Source organism: Chitinimonas lacunae (assembly GCF_042650885.1).
In the GTDB taxonomy this organism is placed as follows: Bacteria; Pseudomonadota; Gammaproteobacteria; order Burkholderiales; family Chitinimonadaceae; genus Chitinimonas_A; species Chitinimonas_A lacunae.
This window is the reverse complement of record NZ_JBHSBU010000001.1, coordinates 397,648-419,455: the sequence shown is the minus strand read 5'-3', so window position 1 is coordinate 419,455 and position 21,808 is coordinate 397,648. Positions and strand designations below refer to the sequence as shown.

General features: G+C 63.3%; 19 protein-coding genes. 6 read left to right on the top strand and 13 right to left on the bottom strand.

Going from position 1 to position 21,808, the window contains the following annotated elements; genetic code table 11:
* Positions 1–157: 157 nt before the first annotated feature.
* Positions 158–2,893, bottom strand: coding sequence for a FimV/HubP family polar landmark protein (locus tag ACFOW7_RS01775; RefSeq protein ID WP_449252211.1), 2,736 nt, complete (start codon positions 2,891–2,893; stop codon positions 158–160).
* A 150-nt stretch (positions 2,894–3,043) separates the two neighbouring features.
* Positions 3,044–3,991 carry a tRNA glutamyl-Q(34) synthetase GluQRS gene (gene gluQRS, locus ACFOW7_RS01770; protein ID WP_378160373.1) on the bottom strand — a complete coding sequence of 316 codons (948 nt, stop codon included), beginning with the start codon at positions 3,989–3,991 and terminating at the stop codon, positions 3,044–3,046.
* 78 nt (positions 3,992–4,069) lie between these two features.
* On the opposite strand from gluQRS, the gene fdxA reads away from it, so the two are divergent.
* Positions 4,070–4,408 (top strand): ferredoxin FdxA, encoded by a 339-nt coding sequence (fdxA, locus tag ACFOW7_RS01765; protein WP_378160371.1) that lies wholly within the window; start codon positions 4,070–4,072, stop codon positions 4,406–4,408.
* Positions 4,409–4,658: 250 nt separating this feature from the next.
* Here the strand turns inward: fdxA and ACFOW7_RS01760 are convergent, their stop codons facing one another.
* Positions 4,659–6,536, bottom strand: a complete 1,878-nt coding sequence (locus tag ACFOW7_RS01760; protein WP_378160369.1) for a sigma 54-interacting transcriptional regulator — start codon at positions 6,534–6,536, stop codon at positions 4,659–4,661.
* Between the two features lie 291 nt (positions 6,537–6,827).
* On the opposite strand from ACFOW7_RS01760, the gene prpB reads away from it, so the two are divergent.
* The 5 genes from prpB to ACFOW7_RS01735 all read left to right on the top strand — a co-directional run bounded on the left by prpB (position 6,828) and on the right by ACFOW7_RS01735 (position 11,580).
* A complete protein-coding gene (gene prpB, locus ACFOW7_RS01755) occupies positions 6,828–7,715 on the top strand; it encodes a methylisocitrate lyase (protein ID WP_378160367.1) in 888 nt (295 codons plus the stop codon).
* Complete coding sequence (locus ACFOW7_RS01750; protein ID WP_378160364.1) at positions 7,712–8,317, top strand: GNAT family N-acetyltransferase; 606 nt, start codon at positions 7,712–7,714, stop codon at positions 8,315–8,317. The genes prpB and ACFOW7_RS01750 overlap by 4 nt, the downstream gene beginning before the upstream one ends.
* Positions 8,318–8,344: 27 nt before the next feature.
* On the top strand, positions 8,345–9,493 hold the full coding sequence (gene prpC, locus ACFOW7_RS01745; protein ID WP_378160362.1) for a bifunctional 2-methylcitrate synthase/citrate synthase: 1,149 nt from the start codon (positions 8,345–8,347) through the stop codon (positions 9,491–9,493).
* An 80-nt stretch (positions 9,494–9,573) separates the two neighbouring features.
* A complete protein-coding gene (locus ACFOW7_RS01740; RefSeq protein WP_378160360.1) occupies positions 9,574–10,104 on the top strand; it encodes a hypothetical protein in 531 nt (176 codons plus the stop codon).
* A gap of 33 nt (positions 10,105–10,137) precedes the next feature.
* Positions 10,138–11,580, top strand: coding sequence for a bifunctional 2-methylcitrate dehydratase/aconitate hydratase (locus tag ACFOW7_RS01735; protein WP_378160358.1), 1,443 nt, complete (start codon positions 10,138–10,140; stop codon positions 11,578–11,580).
* 134 nt (positions 11,581–11,714) lie between these two features.
* On the opposite strand, the gene ACFOW7_RS01730 is transcribed toward ACFOW7_RS01735, so the two are convergent.
* The 10 genes from ACFOW7_RS01730 to ACFOW7_RS01685 form a co-directional block, all read right to left on the bottom strand.
* Positions 11,715–11,891, bottom strand: a complete 177-nt coding sequence (locus ACFOW7_RS01730; protein WP_378160356.1) for a hypothetical protein — start codon at positions 11,889–11,891, stop codon at positions 11,715–11,717.
* Between the two features lie 82 nt (positions 11,892–11,973).
* The gene (ribD, locus tag ACFOW7_RS01725) at positions 11,974–13,104 is read right to left on the bottom strand and encodes a bifunctional diaminohydroxyphosphoribosylaminopyrimidine deaminase/5-amino-6-(5-phosphoribosylamino)uracil reductase RibD (RefSeq protein ID WP_378160354.1); all 1,131 of its coding nucleotides are present in this window, start codon (positions 13,102–13,104) and stop codon (positions 11,974–11,976) included.
* 73 nt (positions 13,105–13,177) lie between these two features.
* Positions 13,178–14,221, bottom strand: coding sequence for a DUF2157 domain-containing protein (locus ACFOW7_RS01720; RefSeq protein ID WP_378160352.1), 1,044 nt, complete (start codon positions 14,219–14,221; stop codon positions 13,178–13,180).
* 64 nt (positions 14,222–14,285) lie between these two features.
* Complete coding sequence (gene nrdR / locus ACFOW7_RS01715) at positions 14,286–14,747, bottom strand: transcriptional regulator NrdR (protein WP_378160350.1); 462 nt, start codon at positions 14,745–14,747, stop codon at positions 14,286–14,288.
* A 130-nt stretch (positions 14,748–14,877) separates the two neighbouring features.
* Entirely contained in the window at positions 14,878–15,354 is a 477-nt protein-coding gene (locus ACFOW7_RS01710; RefSeq protein WP_378160348.1) for a hypothetical protein, read from the bottom strand.
* Between the two features lie 136 nt (positions 15,355–15,490).
* The gene (gene cueR, locus ACFOW7_RS01705) at positions 15,491–15,904 is read right to left on the bottom strand and encodes a Cu(I)-responsive transcriptional regulator (RefSeq protein WP_378160346.1); all 414 of its coding nucleotides are present in this window, start codon (positions 15,902–15,904) and stop codon (positions 15,491–15,493) included.
* Positions 15,901–18,300, bottom strand: a complete 2,400-nt coding sequence (locus ACFOW7_RS01700; protein ID WP_378160344.1) for a heavy metal translocating P-type ATPase — start codon at positions 18,298–18,300, stop codon at positions 15,901–15,903. Before ACFOW7_RS01700 ends, cueR begins: the two co-directional genes overlap by 4 nt.
* Positions 18,301–18,523: 223 nt before the next feature.
* Positions 18,524–19,582: an aminopeptidase gene (locus ACFOW7_RS01695; protein WP_378160342.1), complete on the bottom strand. Its 1,059-nt coding sequence runs from the start codon at positions 19,580–19,582 to the stop codon at positions 18,524–18,526.
* Between the two features lie 134 nt (positions 19,583–19,716).
* Complete coding sequence (gene glyA, locus ACFOW7_RS01690) at positions 19,717–20,961, bottom strand: serine hydroxymethyltransferase (RefSeq protein WP_378160340.1); 1,245 nt, start codon at positions 20,959–20,961, stop codon at positions 19,717–19,719.
* A gap of 159 nt (positions 20,962–21,120) precedes the next feature.
* Positions 21,121–21,672: a hypoxanthine-guanine phosphoribosyltransferase gene (locus tag ACFOW7_RS01685; protein ID WP_378160338.1), complete on the bottom strand. Its 552-nt coding sequence runs from the start codon at positions 21,670–21,672 to the stop codon at positions 21,121–21,123.
* Between the last annotated feature and the right edge of the window lie 136 nt (positions 21,673–21,808).

The following is a 21,808-nucleotide window of genomic DNA, read 5'->3' as shown; positions in this document are numbered from 1 at the left end:
ATTGAAAATAGCGCCTAGCTTGTAGCGCCACCAGCGCAGGCAGCGCTACCGCCGTCAGAACGAACAGCGGCGTGCCGCTCCAGCAGGGGAGCAGGCACGCCGCCAGGGTCCAGGCAATCAGCCAGCTATGGGCATTGACAGACCTGGGATGCAAGGATCAGAGCTGGGCCAGCAGCGCCTCGGCTGCCGCTTTCTGTTCGCTATTGCCTTCAACGGCTGCTTCCTGAAGGATTTCGCGAGCACCTTCCTTATCGCCCATATCGATATAGGCACGGGCCAGATCGATCTTGGTGGTGACCGGATCGTCCAGTTCGCTGCCAAAGTCGAGCACATCGGCATCACCGCCCAGATCGACCGTCTCGACTGCCGGCACCGCGATCGGCGCCGGAGCGGGCGTCGGGCTCGGAGTGTCGCCGAGGTCGAAATTGAAGTCGAGGCCGCCATCGAGGTCACCACCCTTGAATGCGGGCTCTTCGAGCACCGGCGTTTCCTTGGGCAGCGTTGGCGCCGGGGTCTTGCCCAGGTCGAGCGGCTTGGCCGCTGGCGCCGGAGTGACACCGAGGTCGAGCGGAATATCGAGCGACAGCATCGCATCAGCCGGATCGGGTGCCGGCGCAGGCGTCGGCGACAGATCGCCGATCTGGAAGTCCAGACCATCGTCGGCCAGATCGACTGCTGGGGCCGGTTCAGCGGCACGCGGAGTCGGGGCCGGAGCGGGTGTCGGGGTCACGCCGAGGTCGAAGTCCAGATCGCCGCCTTGCGGGGTGTCGAGCTGGAAGTCGAGATCGGTCGCCGAAGTCGCCACTGCCGGGGTTTCGACCAGCGGGGCATTGAGCTTGGCCGTATCGATCATGCCGGCTGCGGCACCGGCCCGCATCACCATGGTTTTATCCATGGCGCTGGTATTGACCGGGTTGGCCTGCTGGTACAGCGGATTCTGCGGGTCGAGCAGCCGACCCATCTCAGCCGCCTGCGCCCACAGCGGACCTTGGCCCTGGGTGCCGGTATACAGTTCCTGGGCGTACTGATTGAACGCCGCCACATTCTTGCGGGCGTTGTAGATCTCGAGCAGCTTGAGCCGGACTTCCTGACGGCTGCCGTCGCGGGCCAGGGCATCCTTGAGGATTTCCTCGGCCTGGGCGTCGCGGCCGTAGGCCATATAGACCTCGGCTTCAGCGATCGGATCGACCTCATCGGTATCGATGGTACCGAGGCCCTCGCGGCTGAAATCGGTCAGAAAGGAGTTTTCGGTCACACCCGTGCTGATGACTGCACCGCCGGTATTGCCGACCACCGTGTTGGACTTGAGGTCAGATCCGGTGATGATGCTGTCCTCAAAACTAGGCTTTTTTCGGCGGCGCAAGGCAAAGAACACACCCCCCCCTAGCAGCCCGAGTCCAACCATAGCCCCACCGACCAACACCATCGGGTTGTCGAGCAGCGACTCCTCCTCCGGCTCCGGAGGCGGTACGAATACTTTCGGTTTCTTCGGCGGCGGTGGCGTTTCGGTCGGTGGCGGCGGCGTGGTTTCGGCCGACGGAGCAGTCGGCGTCTCACCTTGCGGCGGCGGCAACGGCGGCGGCTCTACCGGCTTGGCGCCATCGCCCGCAGGCGGCGTCTCGGGGGACTTGGGCGGGTCGACGGGTTTGGCCGGTTCGGCACCGGCGGGCTTGGGCGGCTCGACCGGCTTGGGTTCGAGCGGGGCGCGCGCCTGCTCGGCGTTTTTCTGCGCCTGGTTGCCGGCCTGGTTCTGCATGGCCAGCAGCTTCTCCATCTTCTCGATGTTCTGCTGCAAGCTGGTCACGCGTTGCTGGGCTTCGTTCAAAGCCTTTTGACGGGCGGCGTTCTCTTCTTCGAGTGCCTGGATCTTCTGTTGCAGGTTCTTGCTGTTCTCGTCGCCCTTGGACAGACGCAGCTTGTCCGGGCTGCCCGAGGAAGCGGTGGGGGTACGGTCCTCGACCTTGGCGGTGATCTTGCCGGTACCGCCCGTGTCGCCGCTGCTGCTGGCGCCGGCCGCATCGGCAAGCTTGCCACGGTAGGCACGCCAGTCTTCGGCCTGGATACGGATTTCCTGGCTGGCCGCGGCACGCGGGATTTCCGACAGCTCGCTGGCGGTCGGAATCTTGAGCTTCTTGCCGCGCTTGAGGCGGTTCATGTTCTTGCCTTCGAACGCGTCCATATTGGCGCGATAGAGGCCGACCAGCATTTGTTCGAGGCTGACGCCTTCGACTTGATGACTGCGGGCGATACCAGCCAGGGTATCGCCGGCTTTGACGGTGTATTCGCCGTCGCCAGCCGTGGTGTCTTCGGCGGGACGGGTAGGTTTGGCGGTGGTTTTGCTGCCGCTCTGGGCCGGACCGGTGGTATCGACCGAGCGCGAGCCGTCGGCCGGGCGGACGGCGGGCTTGGTCGGGGTTGGCTTGGCTCCGACGATCGGCGCTTCAGTGGGTTTGTTGGGAACGTAACCTTGCGGGTCGAGCAAAGCGGTGTATTCACGCAGAACTCGGCCGCCTTCCCATTTGAGTTCAACCAGCAAATCAAGGAAAGGTTCGCTGACTGATTGGCTGGAATTGACGGCAATATAGTATTGACCGTTTGCGCGTTTTTCCAGATTAAAACGCAGGCCCAGTGATGAGGGCGGATATTCGATCTGCGCTTCCCGGAACGCTTCGGGCGCCGCCAAGGTGGCACGCAGAGAATCGACTTCGGCGGGCTGAACGGAGACCAAATCGATCTCGGCGCGAAGCGGTTGCCCCAGCCCCGAGAGCACATTCAGCCTTCCCAAGCCAGCCGCGCCGACCGTGGCGGGTAAAACCGCCAGCGAGACAGCCAAGGCACAGGCTTTGAATTTCGATTTAATTCGCACAGCTCCCACCCTTTTTCTAGCGTCCATTTTGGGACAAGTAAAATAACATCATGGGTTTACGCGCGCAAGCAAACATGCCATCTGAGTTTAGTACACCCATTCCGCACAATTAAAAGAAAATTTTGCGGCTTATTTTTCAATGGGATAGATGACAATGGCTTGCGCCTTTGGCAATTACTACATGCCACCCATCGCTGCCTGCACCGGTATGCCCAACCGTTTGGGCACGGCTTCGAGCGACCAGTGTGCATCGGCCCAGCGCCAGACCTCGGCGATCGATACCGTTTCCAGCTCCTTCGGCACCGTTTGACCAAGATAGCGTAATACCCGGACCAATAAGGCGGCGCCTTCCGTCACCTCGACGGCGGGCGCCAGCGTCTGCTTGCTGAGCTTCTCGCCTGCCTCGTTCACCAGGACCGGCAAATGGGCATAACGAAAAGCCTTCAGACCAAGACATTGGCATAAGTATACCTGACGCGGCGTAGAGTCGAGTAGATCGGCGCCGCGTACCACATCGGTGACCCCCTGCGCGGCATCGTCGACCACCACCGCCAACTGGTAGGCAAAATAGCCATCGGCCCGCCGCAGTATGAAATCGCCCACCTCGCTAGCCAGCGCCTGGACCCGCCGGCCTTGTATGGCGTCGGTATAGGCAATCTCCACGCCGGGCGCCACACGCAACCGCCAGGCGCGTGCGCTGCGTCCGGGTGCCAGGCCATGGCGGCAATAGCCGGGATAGACCGGTCCATCGATTCCACGCAAGGAAGAATCGGCAATTTCGCGCCGGGTGCAGCCGCAAGGGTAGGCAAGACCGGCTTCGCGCAACTGTTGCAAAGCCGCCTCGTACAAGGCGTGGCGCTGGCTTTGATAACTCACCTCGCCATCCCATTCAAAGCCCAGCGCTTCGAGGGTGCGCAGGATCGCAGCGCTGGCGCCGGGCTGTTCGCGTGGGGGGTCGAGGTCTTCGATTCGCACCAGCCATTCGCCGCCATGGGCGCGTGCCTCAAGACGGCTGGCCATGGCAGCGAGCAGCGAACCGATATGAAGCGGTCCGCTGGGACTGGGTGCAAAACGGCCGCGATAACGCGGCGGCAATATGGGAGGAGTGTCTTTGAAAATAACCATGCGTGCGAGAGCGCGCGAGTGCGCTCTGTTACAATTCGGGGCAATTCCCGAACCGCGTATTACCGAGGTAAAACTAATATGACCTATGTTGTTACCGACGCCTGCGTCAAGTGCAAATATACCGATTGCGTCGATGTCTGTCCGGTCGACTGTTTCCGCGAAGGCCCGAACTTCCTGGTCATCGACCCCGATGAATGCATCGACTGCACCCTGTGCGTGGCCGAGTGCCCGGTCGAGGCCATCTATGCCGAAGACGATGTGCCGGCCGACCAGCAAGTCTATATTGCCCTCAACGCCGAACTGGCCCGCAGCCCCAAGTGGACGGTGATCGTCGAGAAGAAAGACCCGCTGCCCGACCATGAGCAATGGGCCGGCGTCACCAACAAGCTGCCCCATCTTGATCGCAACGGCGCTTGAAAGCCGATCCAGGGATTTTTAGTTTTTCGTTCAATCCCGCATCAAATCTAGCACAGTAATTTCCTGAAATTTTCCGAATCCGCCTGTGTACGCTTCAGCCGGCATGGACCCGCCACCGAGACGTGGCCCCCCGGCCCAGCCGCCACAGGCGGCCACAGCGCAGTGAGTCTTCCGGGCCGGACGGCCAACCGATCGAGCCCACGGCCGCCTCCTCGCGCCCCCGACCATCGCGCCAGCCTCTTCCCTCGCCTCACTCAGTCCGAGTCAGCCGCCATAGCGTCGTGCGACTGATCCCCAGCCGGCGTGCCGCCTCCGCCCGATCGCCACCACAGGCGGCCAGCATCTCCAGCGCCAGGGCGCGGCGACCGCCGTCGAGTGGCAGCGGTGTGGCGCCAAGCTCGGGTGCCAGGCGGCGCCAGTCGTCCCGATCAAGCGCAGCGCCTGCTTGCAGCAGCACCGCTGCCCGTTCCACCAGATTCTGCAATTCCCGCACATTGCCGGGCCAGGCGTAACCGGCCGCTGCGGCCAACAGCGGCTTGGCCAGATCGTGGGCCGGTCGGCTCGAACCGACCCGGGCCAGCGCCTCGCGCGCCAGGGCATCAGTGAGAATGGCCACATCACCGCCGCGTTCGGCCAAGGGCGGCAGGGTCAGGGTCAGGATAGCGAGCCGGTAATACAGGTCAGCACGAAACCAGCCGGCCGTGATGCCGGCGCGCAGATCGGCATGGGTCGCGGCGATCACCCGCACATTGATCGGCACGGGTTCGGAGGCGCCGAGCCGCAACACTTCCCGCTCCTGCAAGACCCGCAACAGACGGGTTTGCAGCCCCAGCGGCATATCGCCGATCTCGTCGAGGAACAAGGTGCCCTGATGGGCCAGCTCCAGCAGACCCGGCTTGCCGCCGCGGCGGGAACCGGTAAACGCGCCTTCCTCATATCCGAACAGTTCGGATTCGAGCAGCGTTTCCGGCAAAGCCGCGCAATTGAGCGCCACAAAGGCGCCGCCGGCCCGACGCGAGGCTTGATGGATGCCCTGGGCCACCAGCTCCTTGCCGGTGCCCGAGGCGCCACCGATCAGCACCGAGCCGTCCGATTGGGCATACAAGCGGGCCAGTTCGCGGGCATGGCGGATGGCCGGCGATTCGCCCAGCAGATCGGTCAAGCGATAACGGGCGCGGAACTGGCTCTTGCGCGCCTCGCTGCGCAGCTTACGATCGGCCCGCTCGATCGCGCCCGACTCCTGCAAGGTCAACACGGCGCCGACCTGGCTGCCCGCTTCGATCAGCGGCAGGCGCTGCGTCACCAGCGTCCGGCCGCCTACGCTGGCCACCTCATCGCGCCGTGGCTCACCGCTCTTCAGCACTTCCTGCAAGGTCAGCACAGGCGCAAGCTCGGACAGCCGTCGCCCAAGCGCCCATTCGGGCGCCACACCGATCAGCCGCGCCAGGGCCGGGTTGATGGCCTGGACCCGCTCCTCCAGATCGACGGCCGCCACCCCCTCGGCAAGGCTTTCCAATATCCGGTCGAGCCGCTCACGCTTGGCTTCCTCCTGACGCGCCACCCGCACCAGCTCCAACGCCGCCTCGAAAGCCTGCGCCACCGCTTCGGCCGAATAGACCAGCACGCTCGGCAAACCGAACTGCCCCGCTAGATTGACCACCTGGCTAGAGCCGACCACCACCGGCCGCGCCCCTTGGCGCAGGCGGTCAAGCTGGCTGCGCGCCTCGTCGTCGTCCTCGTACAGCAACTGCACCACGTCGATGGCCAATAGCGGGCGCAAGCGGTCGAATTCGTCGGCCAGCCGCCGCCGGCTCAGCAGCACCGCGCGCGGATCGATGGCCCGCGCCCGCGCCAGGGCCTGGAGGATGTCATAGCCACTGACCTGGATCGCCGCCACCGGCACGGGCGATTCGACCCGCAAGCGCTCCGCCCCCCGCCCGGCCGCCACCACGGCGTCGACGAGGCCGGCACGCGCCAGCTCGCGCACCGTCTCCAGCGCCTGCTCCACTGGTTTCTCGATCAGCCGCAGTTCAAAGCGGCCGCCATGCAAAGGCGCCAGCTCACGGACCAGATCGGCCAGCGCCCGGGTGGCGACCACGGCAAGTTGCGGCAAAGGCATGGCAGGCATAGGGAATTCCACGGTGATGAGTCCACAACCACTGTCCGCTTTCCACCGACTCTCCCTAGGCCGATGCAAAGCGCCCGCCATTGGAACACAGTTTCAGACTTGAAACATCGGTTTCATATTTGAAACAGCACATTGCCTTCCGGGTCTGGCCTGGACGCGGAGATAAAGGAGTGACCAGGGCTAGCAGCTTGTTTTTATGAAGGGTCTGGACGCGGCCACCAGCGGCTTGGCGGGCTGGCAAGACTTTTGCTATCGCCCTGCCCGTTTCCATTGATCCCAGGAGTTCCCGTCATGGCCCTTGCCTCTGCCGGCGCCCGTTTCCGCCACGCTGTCGCGACCGAAAAGCCCTTGCAGATCGTCGGTGCAATCAACGCCTATGCCGCCCGTCTGGCAGAGCACAGCGGCTACCGGGCGCTTTATGTCTCGGGCGGTGGGGTGGCAGCCAGCTCCTGCGGCATTCCGGATCTCGGCATTACCACGCTGGAAGATGTGTTGATCGATGTGCGGCGGATTACCGATATCACCGATCTGCCGGTGCTGGTCGATATCGATACCGGCTGGGGTGGCGCCTTCAATATCGCCCGCACGGTGCGCAGCATGATCAAGGCGGGCGCCGGTGCCGTCCATATCGAGGACCAGGTCCAGGCCAAGCGCTGCGGCCATCGGCCGGGCAAGGCCATCGTGTCGCAGACCGAAATGGTCGACCGGATCAAGGCCGCCGTGGATGCCCGTACCGACCCCGATTTCGTGATCATGGCCCGCACCGATGCACTGGCCGTGGAAGGCTTGCAGGCCGCCATCGACCGGGCGGTGGCCTGTGTCGAAGCGGGTGCCGACATGATCTTTCCCGAAGCGATGGAAAGCCTCGATATGTACCGCCAGTTCGCCGCCGCCGTGAAGGTGCCGGTGCTGGCCAATATCACCGAATTCGGCAAGACCCCGCTGTTTACCCGCGATGAACTGGCTTCGGCCGATGTGGCGATGATTCTCTACCCGCTGTCGGCCTTCCGCGCCATGTCGCAGGCAGCGCTCAACGTCTACCGGACCATCCGTCGCGATGGCAGTCAGCAGGCCGTGCTCGACACCATGCAGACCCGGATGGACCTGTACGACCACCTTGCTTATCACGATTTCGAACAGAAGCTCGATGCCCTGTTCGCCCAGCAGGACAAGGCATGACACGCCAGTTGTGGCTGCGCGGCGAGCGCATCGTGCTGCGCCAGTGGCATCAGGACGACCTGGTGCCCTTTGCCCGGCTCAATGCCGACCCGCAGGTGCGGCGGTTCTTTCCGTCTCGGCTGACGCGGGCAGAAAGCGATGCCGAAGCCGCCCGGGCACAAGCGCTGTTTGCCGAGAAAGGCTGGGGGTTCCTGGTGCTGGAGTTGCCCGAGATCACCGAATTTGCCGGGGTGATCGGGCTGTTCCCCCCGCCCTACCAGACCCATTTCACCCCGTGCATCGAGATCGGCTGGCGGCTGCTGCCCGAATACTGGGGCCAGGGCTATGCCACCGAAGCGGCGCAGCGCCTGCTCGACCTGGGTTTTGCCGAGCGTCAGTTGATGGATATCGTCGCCATGACCGCCGTGGACAATCGGCCCTCGCGCGCCGTGATGGAGCGGCTGGGCATGCAATACGACCCAACCGACGATTTCGACCACCCCAGCCTGCCCGAAGGCCACCCGCTGCGCCGCCATGTACTGTACCGGCTCAAACGCCGCGACTGGAAGCAGCGCAGCGGCGACGCAGCCCGCGTCAGGATTCAACGCCGGGCGCGCCGCTAGCGCGCCCTCAACGAAGGAGAAGCAAGGATGAGTGACAACCTGCTGCCCAAGCCGAAGAAATCGGTGGCGCTATCCGGCGTCGCAGCCGGCAATACGGCACTGTGTACCGTGGGTCGTACCGGCAACGATCTGCACTACCGCGGTTACGACATTCTCGATGTGGCGGAAAGCTGCGAATTCGAAGAAATCGCCTATCTGCTGGTCCACGGCAAGCTGCCCACCGGGGCAGAACTCACTGCCTACCGCAACAAGCTCAAGTCGCTGCGCGGTCTGCCGGCCTCGCTCAAGACCGTGCTGGAGCAACTGCCGGCTTCGGCCCATCCGATGGACGTGATGCGCACCGCCGTCTCGGTGCTTGGCTGCGCGCTGCCCGAGAAGGACGACCACAATCTGGCCGGCGCCCGCGATATCGCCGACCGGCTGATGGCTTCGCTCGGCTCTGCCCTGTTGTACTGGTATCACTTCAGCCACAACGGCCGCCGGATCGAGGTCGAGACCGACGACGACTCGATCGGCGGACATTTCCTGCATCTGCTGCACGGCAGGAAGCCGTCCGAGCTGTGGGTCAAGGCCATGCACACTTCGCTGGTGCTGTACGCCGAACATGAATTCAACGCCTCGACCTTTACCGGTCGCGTCATCGCCGGCACCGGCTCGGATATGTACAGCGCCATCACCGGCGCCATCGGCGCGCTGCGCGGTCCCAAGCACGGTGGCGCCAATGAGGTGGCGTTCGAGATTCAGAAACGTTACGAGAATGCCGACCAGGCCGAGGCCGATATCCGCCGCCGGGTCGAGAACAAGGAAGTGATCATCGGCTTTGGCCACCCGGTCTATACCACCGGCGACCCGCGCAACAAGGTGATCAAGGAAGTGGCGCGCCAGCTGAGCCAGGACGCCGGCAGCATGAAGATGTTCGATATCGCCGAACGACTGGAAACCGTGATGTGGGACATCAAGAAGATGTTCCCCAATCTCGATTGGTTCTCGGCGGTGAGCTACCACATGATGCAGGTGCCAACTGCCATGTTCACCCCGCTGTTCGTGATCTCGCGTACCAGCGGTTGGAGCGCCCATGTGATCGAACAGCGCCAGGACGGCAAGATCATCCGCCCCAGCGCCAACTACATCGGCCCCGAAGATCTCGAATTCGTACCGATCGATCAGCGTAGCTGAGTCCGGCTGTGCTACCGTTTCGCTCCGAGGTCGTCCGTACAAGAAGCGACCCGGTTACGACGGTATGAAGGATTCGAGCCATGCATAACGCAATCTTGGTGAAGACAGACAGGGGGCAACAGGCGGTCAGGGACAGGGATAGCTGCCCCGAACTGACCGGGCGTCTGCGGACGCTGCTGTTGCAGGTCGACGGCCAGAAGACCGGCGCGGCGCTGGCCGCGCTGGCCGGACCGCTGGGCGTGCCGGCCGACGGAATCGAGCGCCTGCTGGCGCTTGGACTGATCGCCAGACCGGCCGCTCCCGTAGCGGACGTGCCCGACAGCGAGTCGGACGACCCGCCAGTCGAATTGATCGAAGCCGCGCCGCCGCCGCTCAGCGAAGACACGCTGGTGCGGCTGCATCAGGCCAAGCAGTTGATGAATCAGGCTGCCGGCGAATACCTGGGCCTCAAGGCCATGTTCTTCACCAGGAAAGTCGAACAATGCACCCACCCCGAAGCGCTGCGCCCGCTGCTTGATCAGTTGCGCCAAGGCATTGCCAAGGCGAAAAACCCGGTCCGGGCCGAGCTGGTGCTGCACGATATCGTGGTGTTGCTAGAACACAACATCTGACGACCGTCTGACGGTCAGACCAAAGGAAGCCTTATGTCCGCCCATATCTCGAATGTCCGTCCCGCTCCCGACCAGGTTCTGGTCGATATTGCCGACTATGTCTGCAACAGCCAGATCGGTTCGACCGAAGCCTACAACACCGCCCGCCTGTGTCTGATGGACACGCTGGGCTGCGGTTTCGAAGCGCTCGAATACCCCGCCTGCACCAAATTCCTCGGCCCGGTCGTCCCGGGCACCATCGTTCCCCACGGCGCCCGGGTGCCGGGTACCCAATTCCAGCTCGACCCGATCCAGGCCGCCTTCAACCTGGGCGCTATGATCCGCTGGCTCGACTTCAACGACACCTGGCTCGCCGCCGAGTGGGGTCATCCGTCCGACAACCTGGGCGGCATCCTGATGGCGGCCGACTGGCTGTCGCGTACCCGCGTCGCCCAGGGCAAGGCACCGCTGACCATGCGCGATGTGCTGACCGCCATGATCCAGGCCCATGAAATCCAGGGCGTGCTGGCGCTGGAAAACTCGTTCAACCGCGTCGGCCTCGACCACGTCGTGCTGGTCAAGGTGGCGTCCACTGCCGTCGTCACCAAGCTGCTGGGCGGCAGCCGCGAGGAAATCATCAACGCCGTCAGCCACGCCTGGCTCGACGGCCAGGCGCTGCGCACCTACCGTCACGCCCCGAACACCGGTTCGCGCAAGAGCTGGGCCGCCGGCGACGCCACCAGCCGCGCCGTGCGCCTGGCGCTGATCTCGCTCAAGGGCGAGATGGGCTATCCCTCGGTGCTGACCGCCAAGACCTGGGGCTTCTACGATGTGCTGTTCAAGGGCAAGGAATTCTCCTTCCAGCGCCCCTACGGCAGCTATGTGATGGAACATGTGCTGTTCAAGATTTCCTTCCCGGCCGAATTCCACGCCCAGACCGCCGTCGAATGCGCACTGGCCCTGCATCCGCAGATCGCCAGCCGCCTCGACGAGATCGAGAAGGTGGTGATCACCACCCATGAATCGGCCATCCGCATCATCGACAAGCAAGGCCCGCTGAACAACCCGGCCGACCGCGACCATTGCCTGCAATATATGGCCGCCATCGGTCTGATCTTCGGCAAGCTCGAAGCCAGCGACTACGAGGACGAGGTCGCCCACGACCCGCGCATCGACGCCCTGCGCGAAAAGATGGTGTGCGTGGAAGACCCGCGCTACTCCAAGGACTACCTCGACCCGGAAAAGCGCTCGATCGCCAACCGCATGCAGGTGTTCTTCAAGGACGGCAGCCGTACCGACGAAGTGGAAGTCGAATACCCGATCGGCCATCGCCGCCGCCGCGCCGAAGGCATCCCGGTGCTCGAGGCCAAGTTCAAGCGCAATCTGCATCGCCGCTTCCCGCAGAAACAGGTCGATGCCATCCTGGCGCTGTGCGCCGATCAGGCCAAGCTCGAAGCCACCCCGGTCAACGAGTTCGTCGATCTGATGGTGATCTGATCGGGCATGCCAGCCTGAGCGCTGCAGGATAGAAAACGGGAGGTCTGCCGACCTCCCGTCTTTATTGGCTGGGAATAAGGTGGATGGCGGTTGGAGACGCAGATAGAAAATATCCTGCAATTTATCCGCAAGTATCAGAGCGGAATTTCCATAAAAATAAACATTTCCATCTCAGCCCCGCTCTCCCGCCACGCCTGGCCGTTCTTCTTAACCCTGGCGTCCAAGCCCACCCAATCGCACCTCACCTCACCCATCAAGCCGTTTCCTGCGCCCTGGTGGCCACTCACACGGAACAGGAAGGTGGACACCATGGCGACTTACGGGCTTCAGTCTCCGCCCCAGCCAAGCGGACGCCCTCCTGAAAGCCAATCCGGCAGCCTGTCCCACTGACTCTCAATAAGGCGTATAACGCAGCGTCCAGCGCAAATCCTCACCCACGGCCACCCGTTCGGTCTCCAGCGCATGCGGCCGATCAGCCAGTCGCTCAAGGTGGAATTCCGCCAGCGAGCGTGCCGAGCCACCCAGCAGCACCGGCGCCTGGTACAGCACCAGCTCGTCCACCAGGCCGGCCATCAGAAAAGCCCCGTTGAGCCGCCCGCCTGCCTCGACCAGGGCGGTATTGATGCCGCGCTCAGCCAATTTGTTCAATAAACCCGGCAGATCGACCCGACCGTCGGCCCCGCCCAGCCACAATGTTTCGGCGCCCTCGGCTTCCAGCGCGGCCTGACGGGCGTTCAGCTCGTCGGTGTTCTCGCCGCTCCAGACAAACAGGGTCTTGCCGGGCGCCTTGAGCATCTGGACAGTGGGAGGCGTGCGCAGACGGCTATCGAGCACCACCCGCAGCGGCTGCCGCACCAGCGTCCAGGGCTCGCCGTCGAGCCGGCGCACGGTGAGCAGCGGGTCGTCGGCCAGCACCGTCTGGACGCCCGTGATAATGGCGCAGGCACGGGCGCGCAGATGCTGCACATCGGCGCGGGCCGCTTCGCCGGTGATCCATTTCGACTCGCCACTTGCAAGCGCCGTCCGTCCATCGAGGCTGGCGCCGATCTTGGCGACGACCCAGGGCCGGCCACGCTCGACCCGGCTCAGAAAGCCATGGTGCAAAGCCCGCGCCTCGCCGGCCATCAGACCGACTTCGGCCGTGATGCCTGCTTCGCGCAGCAGGGCCAGCCCGCGTCCGGCCACCTCGGGAAACGGATCGCTGATCGCCGCCACCACCCGCACCACCCCCGCCTCCACCAGCCGCAGCGCACAAGGCGGAGTGCGTCCGTAGTGGGCGCAAGGTTCGAGCGTGACATAGGCGGTGGCGCCGCGCGGATCGTTGCCACGGCGGCGGCAGTCGTGCAGCGCCTGGATTTCGGCATGGTCGCCGCCGGCGACCTGGGTGTGACCTTCGCCGATCAGCACGCCATCGCGGACCAGCACACAGCCGACAAAGGGGTTGGGGGTAGAGAGATAACGGCCACCCTGGGCTTTACGCAGGGCCTGGGCCATGAACAGATGGTCCTGGGCGGAAAAATCCATAAATTTCCTGACAAACAAGTCGGGCCGCCCTTGAGGCGGCCCGGGGAAAGCGCGTGGAAGCAGACGCTACATTTTAAGCACCACGCTTCTCGATCAATTGGGCCAGTTGTGGCGACAGCTGTTGTCGCCAGCGCGCCCCGAGGGCGCTGCCATGTTTGTTCCACCACATGCCCGCGAACACGACGCCAAGGCCGATCAGACTGAGGCAGAAGGCAAACAGCAGACTGTCCTTGAATAGCGTATAGGCTAGATGGCCCAGATAGAGCGCCACCCCGAACGCCCCGAATACGGCAAAGGCGCGCCGGCTCAGCACGGCGCCGATCATGATCAGACCGAAATTGAGCATGGCGTAGAGGAATTTGCCAAGCTCGCTGTCCGATTCCATCGAGGTCAGCCCGCCCCAGAAGGTCATCAGACCAAACAGATAGAGCCAGAAAGCGTAATCGGCCCGTCGCGCCGCACTGCGCAGATCGACATAGACGGCCAGGACAAGCATCGCCAGGCCGTACCAGAGCGAGAACCACTGCCGCACGGTCCATTTATCCAGCACGCCATCGACCACCATGCCGTCGGACAGATCCATGCCCAGATACCACAAGGTCACGGCCACCGGCATCACCATGAACGGCAGCTTATAGCGCCACAGCATCACGCTGGCCACCAGCAGCGTTCCAACCTCCATCACGACCCAGCGGTAATCGATATAACGGTGGTAGTTATCGAAGGTATCGCTTTCAGGCCAGTAATCCAGCCATGCCTGTATGCCGTAGATGGCCAGCGGCACCAGTACGATGGCCAGCACCAGCATGATGCCGGCCGGGATGGGCAGCCGCTTGCGCTCGAGCAGCCACACCCCGAGCCGCCAGGCGACAAAGCCATAACAGACCGAGAACACCACCAGGCTCAGCGGCCCCCAGGTATCCCAGCCTACCGTCATGAACAGGCTCATGGCGGCAATGGCGATCATGCCGCCCAGGTAGTAGAGGACATGGGCAAAGCGGAACTGCGGCGTATTGGCGTGGTGCTCACCGAGGAACTGCCACAGGGCCTGGGCCTGTTCCGGGGAGATGACGGCAGCCTGGGCGGCGGCGTCGAGGTCTTGCCGGCCGATCTTCATATAGTCGCCTAGAGGAACAAGGAATCTTGAGAGTCAGCGGAACAGGGAATGGTTCGGCGCCGGCTCAGCCAGGCTTGTCGCGGCTGACTTCGCGGATGGCGTCGGTGAAATCTTCCACGTCCTGAAAGCTGCGGTAGACCGAAGCAAAGCGGATATAGGCCACTTTGTCTAGCCGGGCGAGTTCGGTCATCACCATCTCGCCGATCCGGCGCGAATCGATCTCGCGCTCACCAAGACTGAGCACCTTTTGCAGGATACGGACGATGGCCTCGTCCACCAGCGCCGTCGGCACGGGCCGCTTGTGCAAAGCACGCAGAAAGCTGGTACGGATCTTTTCGCGGTCGAATTCGGCGCGGTCGCCGTTGGTCTTGACCACCTGCGGCAGCCTCACCTCGGCTGTTTCATAGGTGGTGAAACGTTTGTCGCAGCCGCTGCAACGGCGCCGCCGCCGCACACTGTCGCCGTCCTCGGACAGACGGGTATCGACCACCTGGGTATCGGAAGAGCCGCAAAACGGACATTTCATCGGGGAACTCCGCCGTGCTGTATCAAGATCGCGGTCATTCTACTCGACAAGAGGGCATAGGCCGATTTTTCCCGATTAAAAAAAGCCGCCATGAACTCAACCATAGCGGCTTTTCTCCCCGATGACAGTTCTACCAGGAACCATGACGATAAACGGAGGAAATCGGCAGTGCCTCGCTTTCGTCATTCCATATCAATGAGACGATTTTCCAGCCTTCGGCAGTTTTGCTGAATTGCATTGCCTTGATTCCCTGCCCTTCGAATCGCTCACCGTGGGCAATTCCCGATTTATGGTAAAGGCTGAAACGCTGGGCGATATTGCCGAATATTTCAGTCCTCTCGAACACTTCGTGTTCATTGAAATCGAACAGATCAGGACCATTCAACAGCGCCTGCCGTGGGGCGATAAAACCTTGCAGATCGTATACCGTGGCCGATTCGCCGCATCCCTTGATGATCGATGCCCCGTTAATAAACAAGGGATAAAGCGCAGCGAGATCGACCCGGCCATTCTGGTCAGCTGCAAAGGCGGCAAAGAATTTGGCGACCAGCTCATCAATGGCTTCTTTGGCTTCAAGCGATTGCGGCAATGCCGTTTTGGCGTACATATATTCCTCCTTCGATCAGAAAATATTATTTTTTCTTATAGCACAAGCAGAGTCTTGCGCCAGATTTGCCGATTATTTTAATAATTAATGATTGGGTAATAATCCGGAGCAGGGACAGAACGACTGCCTCGGCTTATCAGTCGGGATCAGGCTCGACCAGACCCGGCTCAGCCAATCCCTCGATAATCGGACAGTCAGGCCGCTCGTCGCCGCCGCAGCCATGGACCAGCACCGCCAGGGTACGGCGCATGGCCTGGAGTTCAGCGATACGGGCATCGAGTGCTTCGAGCTGCGACTCGGCCAGCCGCTTGACCTCAGCGCTGCTGCGCTCGCGGTCCTGCCACAGCGACAGCAGCTGGCGCACCTGACCGAGCGGGAAACCCAGGTCGCGGGCGCGACGGATAAAGCGCAGCCAGTGCAGATCGCGTTCATCGTAGAGCCGGTAGCCCGCCTCGCTGCGGCGCGCAGCGGGCAACAGGCCCAGTTCCTCGTAGTGGCGTATCATCCGCGCCGAGACGCCGCTGCATTGCGCCACCTTACCGATATTCATGATTCGCTCCCGGCCGTCGGGGCACGCCAGCGGCGCAGCCGCAATGCATTGCCGACCACACTGACACTGCTCAATGCCATCGCAGCACCGGCCAGCATCGGATTGAGATAGCCCAGCGCAGCCAGCGGGATACCGATCACGTTATAGATCAGCGCCCAGAACAGATTCTGCCGGATCTTGCCGTAACATCGCCGCGACAGATCGAGCGCTGCCGCCACCAGGGTCGGATCGCCCCGCAGCAGGGCGATACCGGCTGCATGGAGCGCCAGGTCGCTGCCTTCGGCCATCGCGATGCCCACATCGGCCGCCGCCAGCGCCGGCGCGTCGTTGACGCCATCGCCCACCATGGCCACCACGGCGCCGTCAGCCTTCAGCGCCGTCACCTTGGCCGCCTTGTCGGCCGGCAGCACTTCGGCCACCACCTCATCGAGCCCAAGCTGCCGCCCTACCGCTTCAGCGCTGCCCCGATTGTCACCAGTGATCATCACGGTCCGGATGCCCAACCGCTTCAGTACCGCCACGGCCTCCCGGGCGCCCGGTTTGGGACGGTCGCCAAAACCGATCAGACCGAGCAATTGACCGCTGCGGGTCGCAAGCCAGGACACGCTGTTGCCTGAGGCCGCCAGGGCTTCGGCCTCGCTGGCGAGTTCTGCCAGCTCGATGCCTTGTTCCTGCATCAGGCGGCTGGAGCCCAGGAGATAAGGCACACCCGTCACCTCGCCCTCGATACCGCGTCCAGGCAGCGCACGCACGGCCGTCACGGCGGGGATGTCCGATTGTTCCGCCTCGGCCCGGGCCAGCACGGCCCGCGCCAAGGGATGCTCGCTGCCGGTCTGCAACGCTGCCGCCAACTGAAGCAGCCGGCCCTCGCCGGCCGCAGTCGGACGCAGTGCCACCACTTCGGGCCGGCCTACGGTCAGGGTGCCGGTCTTGTCGAACGCGACGATCCGGACCCGATGGGCCAACTCCAGCGCGGCCGCATCCTTGATCAAGATGCCATGACGCGCCCCGACGCCCGTGCCGACCATGATGGCGGTCGGGGTAGCCAGACCAAGCGCACAGGGGCAGGCAATCACCAGCACCGCCACGGCATCGATCAAGGCCGACTCGACCGAACCGCCCCACCACCAGCGGCCCAGGAAAGCCAGTACCGCCACCGCCAGCACCACCGGCACGAAAACGGCGCTGACCCGGTCGACCAGCCGCTGGATCGGCGCTTTGGCCGACTGGGCGTGTTCGACCAGGCGGACGATGCGACCCAGTACGGTTTCCGTCCCGGTCGCCACGGTTTCGAGCCGCAGCAGGCCGTCTCCATTGAGGGCACCGCCCGGGACACGCTCGCCCACACCGCGAGCCACCGGCAGCGATTCACCCGTCAGCAGCGACTCGTCGAGCTGGCTCATCCCCTCGACGATCCGGCCATCGACGGGCACCCGCTCGCCTGGCCGCACAATCACCAGATCGCCCACCCGCACCGCCGCCAGCGGCACTTCCACCTCAGCACCCTGGCGCCAGATCCGCGCCCTGGCCGGCCGCAGCGATTGCAGCGCCCGCAGCGCGTCGCCCGTGCGGCGCCGCGCCCGTGCTTCGAGCCATTTGCCCAGCAGCACCAGGGCAATCACCACGGCGGCCGCCTCGAAATACAGATGGGGCATCGGATCGTCACGACCCAGCCATAGATAGAGGCTCAAGCCATAGGCCGCACTGGTGCCAAGTGCCACCAGCAGGTCCATATTGCCGCTGCCGTTACGCAGCGCCGTCCAGGCAGAACGGTAGAAACGGGCGCCGAACACGAATTGCACCGGCGTCGCCAGCGCCCATTGCAGCCAGGCCGGCCACATCCAGTGGACGCCGAACGGCTCGGTGAACATCGGCACAGTCAGCGGGAGCGCCAGCAGCAAGGCCAGCGCCGGGACGATCCAGTCTCGGGGGACCGCAGCCACCGTGGCTTCGGCCTCCGTGGTGGACTCGTCGACCTCGGCCACCACCTGGAAGCCGGCGCGGAACACGGCCTCTTCAGCCGCCGTCCGATCAGCCGGCCGCGACAGCCGCAGCCGCGCCTTTTCATTGGCAAAGGTCACTTCGGCTTCGAGCACGCCCGGCGTGCGGCGCAGTACCTTTTCCAGCCGCGCCGCACAACTGGCGCAGCTCATGCCGCCGATACCGAGCATCAACTCGGTCTCGGCCAGTCGATAGCCGGCACGGTCGAGCGCGGCGCGCACGGCGCTCAGATCAAGCGGCGCATCGCTTTCCAGCGTTACCGAACCATCGACCGGATTGACCCCGAGTACCCGCACCCGCTCCAGCCCCGCCAGCGCCTGTTCCACCCGGGCCGCGCCCGTGGCATCGTCAAGCCCGGCAACCTGCAACGTATGGGGAAGCACTGCGCTTGTCATCTCACACCTCCTAAAGCCTCAGGAATGGCGACAGTGTCAGGCTTGACATCGTGTCAAGGTCAAGCGGCACAGCGACTGAAAACAGTTTACGCCCGCTCCCTGCCTCCGACGGCAACCAAGCAACTCTCTCAGCAGGCAATGCCTCTGGACATATTTCAGACATTTATTCTTATCAACCGCTCTGGTATTTGAATAGATATTTCCTGAAATTTTCTATTGCTCTTCACTGCGCCCCCTCAGCGGCAGTCGTCTCCTCGCGCGTGCCCAAGGGCAATCGGCTTTCCAGGGCAGCATGGCGGCTGGCCTTATCCTGTGCAGCCAAGGCCCGGACTGCCTCATAGAAGGCGGTCCAGTTGCCTTCCTTCTCGGCAAACAAGGCGCGGAAAGCGGGCACCAGCCTATGGTAGGTAGCGACCGAGGCGAAATGGGCGTTGTTGGGTAAGGGGTCGAACCAGGCGTCGTAGCCCATCCATTTGTAGCGGGCCTTGAGCTGGGCGTATTCGGCAGCCAGGGCTTCCAGTGCGCTTTGTTTGGCGGCCAGCTTGGTGGCATCGCTGCCTGGCCCCTGATAGATATCGAGCAGCCGCTGGCGGGTACGGCTCATGGCATCGCGGAAAGCGGCGCGGCGCGCTTCGTTGCGTTGATAATCGTTACGGATGGCCTCATCGCCGTGGCGGCGCAGCCAGCGCTCGAAGCCTTCGAGTTCGACGGCGGTGGCGAAGGCTTCGTTGAAGGCGCTGTCGTCCTTGACGTAGACCTGCTGGTGGGCGAGTTCGTGAAAGATCAGTCGGGCCAGATCGGCCCGGCCGTAGCGGATGGTGCTGTTGAGCAGCGGGTCGGCAAACCAGCCCAGGGTCGAATAGGCCGGCACGCCGTACCAGAACACGTCCATTCCCTTGGCGATCAGCGACTCGGCATGACGGCGGGCCTCTTCTTCGCGGTAATAGCCGCGGTAATCAAGACAGCCGGCCACCGGAAAGCAGCTTTGCACCGGGGTCAGGTCGAGCGGCTGGGTGGCGACGATATTCCAGACCGGATAAGGGCGGCCGAGATCGGCGTAGCGGGTATAGCTCTCGTTGTCGGGCAGCCCCAGCTCGTCGATGGCGAAGCGGCGGACATCACGGGCAAAACGCAGCTTGTCGGCCAGCTCGCCCGGGGTGGTCGGATCGGCCAGCAGCGCATCGATCGGCCGCGCCCGCTCCATCACCTCGGCCTGACCGCTCGCTGCCTGACCCAGATAGCTGAGGCTGGCGCAGCCGCTCAGCCACATCAGCAACAGCATTGCAGAAATATTTCTTAATAGCATATTGGTCGCTCTCCTCCTTGCACTATACTGTCCAGATATTTTCCTACTACCGATGGACGGACGAAGAAAAAGGGGCCGGAGCCCCTTTTTCCCACCATTACGACAACAGGTCAACGCGCGTAGACCGGGAAACGGCTGGTCAGGGCATGCACACGCTCGCGCACGCTGGCGATATGGGCTTCGTCGTTGGGATTATCAAGCACATCAGCCACCAGATTGGCCACGGCCACCGCCTCGGCTTCCTTGAAGCCACGGGTGGTGATGGCGGGCGAGCCCAGCCGGATGCCAGAAGTCACGAACGGGCTTTCCGGGTCGTTCGGAATGGCGTTCTTGTTGACGGTGATATGTGCCAGACCCAGCGCGGCATCGGCCGCCTTGCCGGTCAGACCCTTGGGGCGCAGATCGACCAGGAACACATGGCTCTCGGTACGGCCCGACACGATGCGCACGCCACGGGCGGCCAGCGCTTCGGCCATGGCGGCGGCATTCTTGATCACCTGCTGCTGGTAGGACTTGAACTCGGGCGTCAGCGCTTCCTTGAAGGCCACGGCCTTGCCGGCGATCACATGCATCAGCGGACCGCCTTGCAGCGTCGGGAACACATTGGAATTGAGCATCTTTTCATGCTCGGCGCGGGCCAGGATCAGGCCGCCGCGCGGACCGCGCAACGTCTTGTGGGTGGTGGAGGTGACGAAATCGGCGTGCGGCACCGGGTTGGGGTAGACGCCGGCGGCGATCAGACCGGCATAGTGCGCCATATCGACCATAAAGTAGGCACCGACTTCGCGGGCGATGGCGGCCATCCGCTCCCAGTCGAAACGCAGCGCATAGGCCGAAGCACCACCGATGATCATTTTCGGCTTGGCTTCGCGAGCGATTTCGGCCATCTGGTCGTAATCGATTTCCTCTTGCTCGTTCAAGCCATACGGCACGATCTTGAACAGCTTGCCCGACAGGTTGGCGGGCGAACCGTGGGTCAGGTGGCCGCCGTGGGCGAGGTTCATGCCCATCACCGTATCGCCAGGCTTGAGCACCGAGAAATACACCGCCTGGTTGGCTTGCGAACCCGAATGCGGCTGCACGTTGGCGTATTCGGCGCCGAACAGTTGCTTGACCCGGGCCAGCGCCAGTTCTTCGACCTTGTCGACGTATTCGCAACCGCCGTAGAAACGCTTACCCGGATAACCTTCGGCGTATTTATTGGTCAGTTGCGAACCCTGGGCCGCCATCACGGCGGGGCTGGTGTAGTTTTCAGAAGCGATCAGCTCGATGTGATCTTCCTGGCGTTGCACTTCACCCTCGATGGCGGCGAACAGATCGGGGTCGAATTCGGCGATGGAGACAGGCTGGTACATAGGCGGAATCTTCCGGGGGGCTTGGGAAAGGATGGCGGATTCTAGCACGGGCGGACTGCCGCCCGGCATGAAGGCTATCGGCAACAAAATGAATAAGACCGATGCGAAAGCGCTTTCGCATCGGTCTTATTCATATGTAAATGCTTTACAGCGGGAAATCTACAAACCCTTGACCGCGTAGATCGCCAGGGTGTTGCGCCAGTAGCCCTTGTAGTCCATGCCGCAGCCGAACAGGAAGCGGTCTTCCACTTCGATCCCGACGAAATCGGCCTTGAGATCGGGACGGGCCTTACGGTTGTGCTTCTTGTTGATGACCACGGCGCACAGCGCTTCCTTGGCCCCCTGCTCACGGCAGTACTGGAGGATGGCGTCGAGGGTGTTTCCCTCGTCGAGGATGTCATCGATGATCAGGACGGTGCGGCCGCGCAGATCGTCCTGCGGTTTGACCTTCCAGTCGAGCCGGCCGCCGCTGGTGGCGTCGCCGTAGCGGGTGGCATGCAGATAGGAGACGGTAAGCGGAAAGCGCAGGCGCGGCAGCAACTGGCCGGCGGCGATGATGCCGCCGTTGAGGACTACATAGACCAGGGGATCGGCTTCGCCCAGACGTTCGCTGATCGTCGCCGCCATCCGGTCGAGCGCGGTCGCGACCTCGGCGTCGCTATGCAGGCAATCGGCCTCGTTGATCACCTTGAGGATTTCCTCGCGCTTCATTATCGACCCTCCAAAAGCGCGCATCCTAAACATTATCAAGCACTTGCGCAATCATAGCATCGACCGTGCCCAAGCGCTCGGCGAGCGACCTCAAAACGAATCAAGGACATAGCACGCCCATCTAGGGAAAGCATTT

Coding starts and splice junctions, on each gene's coding strand:
- ACFOW7_RS01760 (WP_378160369.1), bottom strand. CDS start 6,536: ATGCCTGCCATGCCTTTGCCGCAACTTGCCGTGGTCGCCACCCGGGCG.
- cueR (WP_378160346.1), bottom strand. CDS start 15,904: ATGAATATCGGTAAGGTGGCGCAATGCAGCGGCGTCTCGGCGCGGATG.
- prpB (WP_378160367.1), top strand. CDS start 6,828: ATGGCCCTTGCCTCTGCCGGCGCCCGTTTCCGCCACGCTGTCGCGACC.
- ACFOW7_RS01735 (WP_378160358.1), top strand. CDS start 10,138: ATGTCCGCCCATATCTCGAATGTCCGTCCCGCTCCCGACCAGGTTCTG.
- ACFOW7_RS01685 (WP_378160338.1), bottom strand. CDS start 21,672: ATGAAGCGCGAGGAAATCCTCAAGGTGATCAACGAGGCCGATTGCCTG.
- ACFOW7_RS01720 (WP_378160352.1), bottom strand. CDS start 14,221: ATGAAGATCGGCCGGCAAGACCTCGACGCCGCCGCCCAGGCTGCCGTC.
- ACFOW7_RS01750 (WP_378160364.1), top strand. CDS start 7,712: ATGACACGCCAGTTGTGGCTGCGCGGCGAGCGCATCGTGCTGCGCCAG.
- ribD (WP_378160354.1), bottom strand. CDS start 13,104: ATGGATTTTTCCGCCCAGGACCATCTGTTCATGGCCCAGGCCCTGCGT.
- glyA (WP_378160340.1), bottom strand. CDS start 20,961: ATGTACCAGCCTGTCTCCATCGCCGAATTCGACCCCGATCTGTTCGCC.
- gluQRS (WP_378160373.1), bottom strand. CDS start 3,991: ATGGTTATTTTCAAAGACACTCCTCCCATATTGCCGCCGCGTTATCGC.
- ACFOW7_RS01730 (WP_378160356.1), bottom strand. CDS start 11,891: ATGGTGTCCACCTTCCTGTTCCGTGTGAGTGGCCACCAGGGCGCAGGA.
- ACFOW7_RS01740 (WP_378160360.1), top strand. CDS start 9,574: ATGCATAACGCAATCTTGGTGAAGACAGACAGGGGGCAACAGGCGGTC.
- fdxA (WP_378160371.1), top strand. CDS start 4,070: ATGACCTATGTTGTTACCGACGCCTGCGTCAAGTGCAAATATACCGAT.
- nrdR (WP_378160350.1), bottom strand. CDS start 14,747: ATGAAATGTCCGTTTTGCGGCTCTTCCGATACCCAGGTGGTCGATACC.
- prpC (WP_378160362.1), top strand. CDS start 8,345: ATGAGTGACAACCTGCTGCCCAAGCCGAAGAAATCGGTGGCGCTATCC.
- ACFOW7_RS01700 (WP_378160344.1), bottom strand. CDS start 18,300: ATGACAAGCGCAGTGCTTCCCCATACGTTGCAGGTTGCCGGGCTTGAC.
- ACFOW7_RS01695 (WP_378160342.1), bottom strand. CDS start 19,582: ATGCTGTTGCTGATGTGGCTGAGCGGCTGCGCCAGCCTCAGCTATCTG.
- ACFOW7_RS01710 (WP_378160348.1), bottom strand. CDS start 15,354: ATGTACGCCAAAACGGCATTGCCGCAATCGCTTGAAGCCAAAGAAGCC.
- ACFOW7_RS01775 (WP_449252211.1), bottom strand. CDS start 2,893: ATGGACGCTAGAAAAAGGGTGGGAGCTGTGCGAATTAAATCGAAATTC.